Here is an 8,559-nt window from a genome sequence, read left to right as displayed (position 1 = left end):
CCCGGCGACTGCGCCCCGGGCGGGGGGGGCTCCTGGGGCGCGGCCCGGCCCCCCGGCCCCCGGGGGGGGGGGGGGGGCCCCCGGGGGGGGGGGGGCCCCCCCCCGGGGGGCCCCCCCCCCCCACCGCCGATGACGTTCACCCGATCGGCGTACGCGAAGGTGCCCCCGGGCGGGAGGAACCGGATCGTGTGGAGAGGCTTCCGCCACGTGTGACCGGTATCCGCCCGACGGGAGGAGATCGAATGGCACGCCCTTCCCCGTTCCCCGGCGACCACGCCCTCGTCGCGCGGGGCGGCGATGGTCCCGCCTCTCCCCGTCCGCGGACGGTCCGCCCGTGACCAGCCGCTTCGGCACGTGGAACACGCACGGCCCGCCGCTCCCCTGCCCCGGGCCGTGGCTGTTCCCCGGGGTCGTGCCCGCGGAACCGCCGGTGGGGTTCCCGCAGGCGGTGATCTTCGACCGCGACGGGACCCTCGTCGTGGACGTGCCCTACAACGGCGACCCGGCACGGGTGGTCCCCATGCCGTCCGCCCGGGAGGCCGTGCAGGCCGTGCGCGCCCAGGGGATACCGGTGGGCGTGGTGAGCGACCAGTCGGGGGTGGGACGAGGCGTCCTGACGTGGCGTCAGGTCGTCGCGGTGCAACGGCGCGTGGAGGACCTGCTCGGACCGTTCGCGCTGTGGGCGGTCTGTCCGCACTGGGACGAGGTCTGCGACTGCCGCAAGCCCGCGCCGGGTCTGCTGCTCGCGGCCTGCGACTGGCTCGGCGTGGCCCCCACGCAGGCCGCCGTCATCGGCGACATCGGTGCCGACACGGCCGCCGCCCGGGCCGCCGGGGCGCGCGGGGTGCTCGTCCCCACCCCGGTCACCCTGCCCGAGGAGGTCCGGGAGGCCGAGGTCCTCGCCTCCGACCTGCTGGAGGCGGTACGCCTGGTGCTGCCGGAGCCCGCCCGATGAGCACGCCGGGACGCCACGGATCCGAACGCTTCCCGTACGACCGGGGGCGCCCGACGACGGGAGGTGCGCCCATGAACCGCCGCAGCACCGCCGACTCCATGGCGATAGCGCTCGTCTCCGAGCACGTGAGCCCCCTGGCGCCGCCGGGCGGACCCGGCGGCGACGGACCCCACGTCCACGTCCTGCGCCTGGCCGTCGCCCTGGCCGAACGGGGCCACCGGGTCACCGTCCACGTCCGGCGCGACGCACCCGGCCTGCCGGACGTGGTGCCGCTGTGCGAGGGCGTCGAGGTCCACCACGTCCCCGCCGGGCCGGCGCGCCCGCTGACCGACGAGGAACTGCTGCCCCACATGGCGGAGTTCGGGCGGCACCTGACGCGGGTCTGGCGCATCCGGCAGCCGGACATCGTGCACACGCACTTCTGGATGACGGGCCTGGCCTCCCTGCGGGCCGCCGGCCTTCTGGGGATTCCGCTGGTGCACACCTTCCACGCCCTCGGCACGGTCACCCGGCGGTACGAGGCGACGTTCGGCGCCGCCCGCCCGGCCGACCCCGTGGTCCGCGAGACCGAAGTGGCCCTGGCCTGCGACCGGGTGATCGCCGTCTGCCGTGACGAGGTCGGGGAACTGGCGCTGATGGGCGTTCCGGTGCACAAGATCAGCGTCGTTCCCCGGGGCGTGGACACCGAGCGGTTCACCCCGCTCGGGCTGGCCGCGCAGCGCGGCCCGGCGCCGTACCGGTTGCTCCAGGTGGGCCCAATGGCGGCGCGCAAGGGCATCGCGGTCTCCGTGGCCGCGCTGACCCGGCTGCCCGACGCCGAACTCGTCGTCGTGGGCGGTCCCGCCGCGAGCCGGCTCGGGGACGACCCCGAAGTGCACCGGCTGCTCGGTCTCGCGCGGGACATGGGAGTCGCCGACCGCGTCCGGTTCACCGGAGGGGTGCCGGGTGGCGCGGTGGCGCCGCTGATCCGCAGCGCGGACGTCGTGGTCGCGCCCGCCGACTACGAGCCGTTCGGCAGCGTGCCGTTGGAGGCCATGGCCTGCGGCAGGCCCGTGGTGGCCAGCGCGGTGGGCGGGCACCTGGACACGGTGGCCGACCCCGGCACGGGGCGCCTGGTGGCGCCGCACTCCCACGCCGCCCTCGCCCACGCGGTCGGCGGGCTGCTGGCCTCCCCCGGCATCCGCAGGGTCTGCGGGATCAACGGGCGCCGCCGCGCGCTGACCCGCTTCGCCTGGCCCCGCGTGGCGGCGATGACCGAGCAGGTCTACCAGGGCGTCCTGGTCCCCGACGAGGTGGCATTCGCCGTGACGCTCGTCTGACCGGCGGGGACCCGTGCCGTCGGCCCTGCCTTGACAGAGCCGACGGTCCGGAGGTTTTGTAGGTGTTTGCGCAGTAAATAACCTCTGTCCATGGGGACCACCCATGACCGCTCCCGGCGAAGAACCGGCCGTCGCCCGCACCACCCGCCCCCTGACCGGGGACGAGTACGTGGAGAGCCTGCGCGACGGCCGCGAGATCTACCTGTACGGGGACCGCGTCCGGGACGTCACCACGCACCCGGCGTTCCGCAACACCGTGCGCATGGCGGCCCGCCTGTACGACGCGCTGCACGACCCCGCCACCCGGCCCGTGCTGACCTGCCCCACCGACACCGGCAGCGACGGCGTCACCATGCGGTACTTCCGCGCCGCCCGCAGCGCCGCCGACCTGGCCGGCGACCGGGACGCCATCGCCGCGTGGGCCCGGCTCACCTACGGGTGGATGGGCCGCAGCCCGGACTACAAGGCGGCGTTCCTCGGAACGCTCGGCGCCAACGCGGACTTCTACGAGCCGTACCAGGACAACGCCCGGCGCTGGTACCGCGAGTCGCAGGAGAAGGTCCTCTACTGGAACCACGCGATCATCCACCCGCCCGTCGACCGCGACCGGCCTCCCGACGAGGTGGCCGACGTGTTCGTGCACGTCGAGAAGGAGACGGACAACGGACCGGTCGTCAGCGGCGCCAAGGTCGTGGCCACCGGATCGGCCACCACGCACATGAACTTCGTCGCGCACTACGGCATGCCCCTCAAGAAGCGCCAGTACGCGCTGGTCTGCGCGATCCCCATGGACTCGCCGGGGATGAAGCTCATCTGCCGGCCCTCGTACGCGATGAACGCCGCGGTGACCGGCAGCCCCTTCGACTACCCGCTCTCCAGCCGCCTGGACGAGAACGACACCGTCCTGGTCCTCGACCAGGTCCTGGTGCCCTGGGAGAACGTGTTCGTGCACGGCGACCTGGACAAGGCGGGCGCCTTCCTCCCCGCGTCGGGCTTCCTGCCACGCTTCACCTTCCAGGGGTGCGTCCGGCTGGCCGTGAAGATCGAGTTCCTGGCCGGACTGCTGCTCAAGGCACTGGACATCACCGGGACCAAGGACTTCCGCGGTGTGCGGACCCGGGTCGGCGAGGTGCTCGCCTGGCGGAACCTCATGTGGGCGCTCACCGACTCCATGGCGTACCACCCGGACCCGTGGGTGGGCGGCAGCGTGCTGCCCAACCTCGACGCGGGCCTGGCCTACCGCTGGTTCATGACCCAGGGCTATCCGCGGATCAGGGAGATCATCGAACAGGACCTCGGCAGCGGGCTGATCTATCTCGCCTCGCACGCGGCCGACTTCAAGAACCCCGACGTCCGCACCTACCTCGACCGCTACATGCGCGGCTCGAACGGCTACGACGCCGTGAACCGCGCCAAGGTCATGAAGCTGCTGTGGGACGCCGTCGGGACCGAGTTCGGCGGCCGGCACGAACTGTACGAACGCAGCTACGGCGGCAACCACGAGACGGTCCGGACGGACATCCTCGAGGCCCACGACGCGACCGGCCTCACCGACGCCTACCGCTCCTTCGCCGACGCCTGCCTGGCCGAGTACGACCTCGACGGCTGGCTCTCCCGCGACCTGATCGGCCCCGAGGACGTCAGCGTCATCGGCGGCGGCTGATCCCCCGGCACCGGCCGCACGGTCAGGCGTCCTGAGCCGCGAAGCCGGTGCGCCATGTCGCGTACTCGGGCCGCCATCCGCGGGCGCGGGCCAGCCCGTTGGAGGCGCCCCGCGCCCAGCCCTCCCGCCCGGAAGCGGCCTTCGGCGCGGGCACACCGAGGGCGCCGGCCAGGACCGGCAGCCACTCGCGGGCCTGCGCCGGCTCGTCGTCCACGATGTTGACCGGACCGGCCGGCCATTCGAGGGCGGCGACGGCGGCCCGCGCGGCATCGGCGACGTGGAGGAACGAACTCACGGACAGATCGGCCTCGATGCTCCCGAGGAACCGCGCGGACGGGTCGCCGGCCAGGGCCGCGGCGACGGCGCCTCCCGGCGCGTACCAGGTGCCGGGGCCGTACAGGACGCCGTACCGCAGCAGCACCGCCGTGTCCATCTCGGCCGCCGTGTCCTCCAGCGCCCGCAGTCCACCGACCAGCGCGCCGCGCGGCTGCGCCGCCCCGATGTCCAGCGGCACGGATTCGTCGGCCGGTCCCTCTCCCGGCGCGTACGCCCAGGAGATCGACTGGGCCACGATCCTCGTGGCGCCCGCGGACCCGGCCGCGTCCACCAGATGGCGCGTGCCCTCCCGGCGGAGCCGATTGGTCGCCTCCCCGTCCGCGCCGGACAGGTCGGTGAGCTGGTGGATCACCGCGTCGGGCGCGGCCGCCGCCACGGTCCGCCGTACAGCGTCCCGGTCGAGCACATCGGCTCGAAGGGCCGAAGCGCCCTGGCGCCGGATCCGATCGGTCCCTTCCGACGTCCGGGAGATTCCCGTGACCTGGTGCCCCGCGTCCAGCAGCAGTGGAACGAGCAGGCGGCCCACCGCGCCGGTGGCACCCGCGACGAAGACACGCATGACGGATCAGTCCTTCGCGCGTTCGGGGGATCCGCTTCGTGACGGACAGGGGCGAGGGTAGCAGGGCATAGTACAAACCTCCTCAAATAGGGTGCAGTGACGCCGGCGCCGCGGGACACGCGGACCGTGCCGACCGCGGGGCGGCCTCACAGGCCGGGTGCCAGGTGCTGGTCGGCCCAGATGAGCTTGCCGTCCGGCGTGTGGCGCGGTCGGTTGTCACTGCCGTACGAGCGGGTCGCGCGGCACCTCGGCCGCGGGCGGCTCGGACGGGGTCCCCACCGTCCGGCGCGTGCGGAGCCGCCGGACGAGCAGGTGGTGGACGCGGGCCCCGAGCGCCGCTCCCAGGACCGGCGCGACCAGGTAGATCCACAGATCGGTGGTCTGCCCGGAGAGCGCGGCGGGGCCGAACTGGCGGGCGGGGTTGATCGATCCCCCGCTGCGGGGTCCGAGGAGGGCGATCACCAGCGCGACGGACAGCCCGATGGCGCAGGGCACCCGGCTGACACGGCCGGGACGGGCCATGAAGAACCCCACGACGAGGATCAGGACGGCCATGCTGCCCGCCTCGGCGAGGAAGACCTCCGCCGGGTGCCACGCCGGGGCGGGCCTGATCGCGGCGTGCGCGATCGACGGGAGGGCGACCGCGCGACCCCAGACCAGACGCGCGAGGCCCGTACCCGCCGCGGAGCCGGCGAGCTGGGCGAGCACATAGGGCAGGACGCCGCGCCTGGGGAACGCGTCCATCAGCCACAGGGCGACCGTCACCGCCGGATTGGTGTGTCCCCCGCTGCGCCGACCGGGCGGGCTGAGGATCAGTCCGGTGAGGATGGTCCCGCTGACGGCCCCGATGACGGCGAGCGCGATGTCCAGGTCGGCGATGTAGAGGGCCGAGCCCGGATCGCGCAGCCACCGGACGACGGTCACCACGAGGAACAGCAAGGCGGTGGTGAGCGCGAACTCGTCGGCGGCACGCGCCAGGGGCAGCCGGCGCGGCGGGGCAGCGGCGGTGGTCGGTGTGGTGGACGGGGTCGGTGTGCTCACCGTGGTCTCCTGTGGTCGGCCCGGCGGAGGGGGCCCGGTGGTCGCCGGCCCCGCCTCCGTCCGGATCACCGGGTCTCAGACGCCGGGCGTGTAGTGGCCCGGGACCAGCCGGGTGGAGACCCCGAAGCGGTTCCACGCGTTGATCGTGGTGATCGCGACGACGAGGCGTGCCAACTCGGTCTCGTCGAAGGCGTTCGCGGCCCTGGCGTACACCTCGTCCGGGACGAATCCGTCCGTGAGCACGGTGATCGCCTCGGTCAGTTCGAGCGCCGCGATCTCTCGCGCCGTGTAGAAGTGCTTCGACTCCGTCCACGCGTCGAGCTGGATGACCCGCTCCGCCGACTCGCCGGCCGCGAGCGCATCCTTGCTGTGCATGTCGAGGCAGAAGGCGCAGTGGTTGATCTGCGACGCGCGGATCTTGACCAGGTTGAGCAGGACCGGTTCGACGCCCTGCCGCGCCGCGGTGTCGAGACGGAGCATGGCCTTGTAGGCCTCGGGGGCGAGCTTCGCCCAGTCCAGGCGGGGTGCGTGCTCGGGAAGGCGTTCGTCGGTCGTCGTGTGTGCGTCGTGCGTTGTCATACCTGCCACGCTACGTACGCAGTGGTACTGGAGTACGGTCCATTTACATGACGGATCACCGGACCAATTCCGCGGCCGACCCGCCGTCCGCGGTCGGCGCGGACCTGCACCTGGAGCTGCGCGGGCCCGGGCTGCGCGCCGGGCTGACGGACGCCCTGCGGGAGGCCGTGCGCACAAGGCGGCTGGCGCCCGGAAGCCGGTTGCCGGCGTCCCGTTCGCTCGCCGCGGATCTCGGCGTCTCCCGCAACACGGTGACCGAGGCCTACGCCGAGCTGGTCGCCGAGGGCTGGCTGACCGCCCGGCAGGGATCCGGGACCCGGGTGGCCGACCGGCCCGAGCAGCCGCGCGGGGCGGCGCCCGCCGCCGCCCGCACGACGCCGGTCCGGCCCCGAACCCGTCCCCGCTACGGCCTGCTGCCCGGGGCACCGAACCTCGCCGACTTTCCCCGCGCCCAGTGGCTCGCCGCGGCCCGCCGCGCCCTGTCCGCCGCGCCGTACGACGCCCTCGGCTACGGCGACGCCCTCGGCCGGGTGGAACTGCGCACCGCCCTGGCGGACTATCTGGCGCGGGCCCGCGGGGTGTACGTCCAGCCGGAGCGGGTCGTCATCTGCGCCGGCTTCCACCACGGTCTGATGCTGATGGCCCGGGCGCTGCGGGCCCGACGGGTGTCGGCGGTGGCCGTCGAGGGCTACGGCCTCGACCTCTATCGCGACCTGCTGACCGACGCCGGACTGCGCACCCCGCCGTTGTACGTCGACGAACACGGCGCGTGCACGGACGACTTGGCGGCCCTGCGCGGCATCGGCGCGGTGCTGATGACACCGGCGCACCAGTACCCGACGGGGGTCGCCCTGCGCCCGGACCGGCGCACGGCGGCCGTCGACTGGGCGCGGGCCACCGGCGGGCTGATCCTGGAGGACGACTACGACGGGGAGTTCCGCTACGACCGTCAGCGGGTCGGCGCCCTGCAGGGCCTCGATCCTGAGCGGGTGGTGTACTTCGGCTCGGCGAGCAAGTCCCTGGCACCGGGGGTGCGGATCGGCTGGATGGTGCCGCCGCCGGACCTGGTCCCGGAGATCGTGGCGGCCAAGGGGTACGGCGACTACATGTCGAGCGCGCTGGAGCAGCTGACGTTCGCGGAGTTCATCACCTCGGGCGGGTACGACCGCCATGTGCGCTCGATGCGGCTGCTCTACCGCCGCCGTCGCGACGACCTGGTCGCGGCCCTGGCGCGCAGGGCTCCCGCCGTCCATGTGACCGGCATGGCCGCCGGGCTGCAGGCGGTCCTCGAACTCCCGCGCGGGACCGAGCGCCCGGTCGTCGAGGCGGCGGCACGGCAGGCCTCGCGGTGAGCGGGCTGTCGCAGTTCCGCTACGACGTCGCCGACCCCTCGCGGGCGTTGCCGGAGCGGGACGGCCTGGTCGTCAACTACGCGGCCCCCTCGGAGAGCGCGTGGGCGGGCGCGCTGGACGTGCTCTGCGACGTACTGCCGTAGGCCGGCAGGTCACCGGGCCCGGGGCGCGGCCCCGGGCCCCTCCAGGTGGGCGAGCGCGCCGGCGGCGTCGTCGGCGAGGAGGACCAGGTCGGCCAGGGGCATCGGCAGGAACCCCTCCTCCTCCATGCGCCGCAGCTGGAGTGTCAAGCCGTCGTAGAAACCGCCCGTGTTCAGCAGGACCACCGGCTTGCCGTGCAGCCCGTGCTTCCTCAGCTCCAGGACCTCGGTCACCTCGTCCAGCGTGCCCGGTCCGCCGGGGAGCACCACCACCGCGTCCGACCGGGCGAGCAACAGCGCCTTCCGTTCGGCGAGATCCGTGGCGATCACCATGTCGCCGGCGTCCTTCCTGACCCACTGGCGGAGAAGGCCGACCGAGATCCCGACGAGCCGCCCTCCCGACGCGCGCACCGCGTCGGCCACGACCTTCATCAGCCCGGTGTCGGACCCTCCCCACACCAGCGTGTGGCCTCCCTTGCCGAGCAGTTCGGCGAACTCCCGGGCCGGACGGGTCCAGCGCTCGTCGAGGTCGGCGGCGGAGAGGAAGACAGCGGTGTTCAGGGCGATGGGCGCGGTCGACGTCATGGTCCGACCGTAGGTGCGCGGCGGCGTGCC

7 protein-coding genes and 1 pseudogene are annotated in these 8,559 nt (G+C 73.9%); 4 read left to right on the top strand and 4 right to left on the bottom strand.

Annotated features, from left to right (window positions below; translation table 11 throughout):
- Window positions 1–334: 334 nt before the first annotated feature.
- From ACFYXS_RS35115 to ACFYXS_RS35105, 3 genes are all read left to right on the top strand, one after another.
- Window positions 335–955 carry a D-glycero-alpha-D-manno-heptose-1,7-bisphosphate 7-phosphatase gene (locus tag ACFYXS_RS35115; protein ID WP_389255729.1) on the top strand — a complete coding sequence of 207 codons (621 nt, stop codon included), beginning with the start codon at window positions 335–337 and terminating at the stop codon, window positions 953–955.
- Window positions 956–1,026: 71 nt separating this feature from the next.
- A complete protein-coding gene (locus ACFYXS_RS35110) occupies window positions 1,027–2,274 on the top strand; it encodes a glycosyltransferase (RefSeq protein ID WP_389255727.1) in 1,248 nt (415 codons plus the stop codon).
- Window positions 2,275–2,377: 103 nt separating this feature from the next.
- A complete protein-coding gene (locus tag ACFYXS_RS35105; protein WP_389255725.1) occupies window positions 2,378–3,937 on the top strand; it encodes a 4-hydroxyphenylacetate 3-hydroxylase family protein in 1,560 nt (519 codons plus the stop codon).
- Between the two features lie 22 nt (window positions 3,938–3,959).
- On the opposite strand, the gene ACFYXS_RS35100 is transcribed toward ACFYXS_RS35105, so the two are convergent.
- The 3 genes from ACFYXS_RS35100 to ACFYXS_RS35090 all read right to left on the bottom strand — a co-directional run bounded on the left by ACFYXS_RS35100 (window position 3,960) and on the right by ACFYXS_RS35090 (window position 6,452).
- Window positions 3,960–4,832 carry an NAD-dependent epimerase/dehydratase family protein gene (locus tag ACFYXS_RS35100; protein ID WP_389255723.1) on the bottom strand — a complete coding sequence of 291 codons (873 nt, stop codon included), beginning with the start codon at window positions 4,830–4,832 and terminating at the stop codon, window positions 3,960–3,962.
- Between the two features lie 216 nt (window positions 4,833–5,048).
- The gene (locus ACFYXS_RS35095; protein WP_389255721.1) at window positions 5,049–5,873 is read right to left on the bottom strand and encodes an MIP/aquaporin family protein; all 825 of its coding nucleotides are present in this window, start codon (window positions 5,871–5,873) and stop codon (window positions 5,049–5,051) included.
- A gap of 75 nt (window positions 5,874–5,948) precedes the next feature.
- On the bottom strand, window positions 5,949–6,452 hold the full coding sequence (locus ACFYXS_RS35090) for a carboxymuconolactone decarboxylase family protein (RefSeq protein WP_389255719.1): 504 nt from the start codon (window positions 6,450–6,452) through the stop codon (window positions 5,949–5,951).
- Between the two features lie 47 nt (window positions 6,453–6,499).
- On the opposite strand from ACFYXS_RS35090, the pseudogene ACFYXS_RS35085 reads away from it, so the two are divergent.
- Window positions 6,500–7,947 (top strand): annotated as a pseudogene (locus ACFYXS_RS35085) (PLP-dependent aminotransferase family protein).
- 9 nt (window positions 7,948–7,956) lie between these two features.
- Here the strand turns inward: ACFYXS_RS35085 and ACFYXS_RS35080 are convergent.
- Window positions 7,957–8,505, bottom strand: coding sequence for a TIGR00730 family Rossman fold protein (locus ACFYXS_RS35080; protein WP_389255864.1), 549 nt, complete (start codon window positions 8,503–8,505; stop codon window positions 7,957–7,959).
- Window positions 8,506–8,559: the final 54 nt, after the last annotated feature.

The sequence above is a fragment of the Streptomyces sp. NPDC002574 genome (assembly GCF_042889545.1).
Classification (GTDB): Bacteria; Actinomycetota; Actinomycetes; order Streptomycetales; family Streptomycetaceae; genus Actinacidiphila.
The sequence above is the reverse complement of the archived record's forward strand: the minus strand, read 5'-3'. Positions and strand labels throughout refer to the sequence as shown.

Bases quoted from the DNA above. Each gene is read 5' to 3' on its own strand.
- ACFYXS_RS35100 (WP_389255723.1), bottom strand. From the start codon at position 4,832: ATGCGTGTCTTCGTCGCGGGTGCCACCGGCGCGGTGGGCCGCCTGCTC.
- ACFYXS_RS35110 (WP_389255727.1), top strand. From the start codon at position 1,027: ATGAACCGCCGCAGCACCGCCGACTCCATGGCGATAGCGCTCGTCTCC.
- ACFYXS_RS35090 (WP_389255719.1), bottom strand. From the start codon at position 6,452: ATGACAACGCACGACGCACACACGACGACCGACGAACGCCTTCCCGAG.
- ACFYXS_RS35105 (WP_389255725.1), top strand. From the start codon at position 2,378: ATGACCGCTCCCGGCGAAGAACCGGCCGTCGCCCGCACCACCCGCCCC.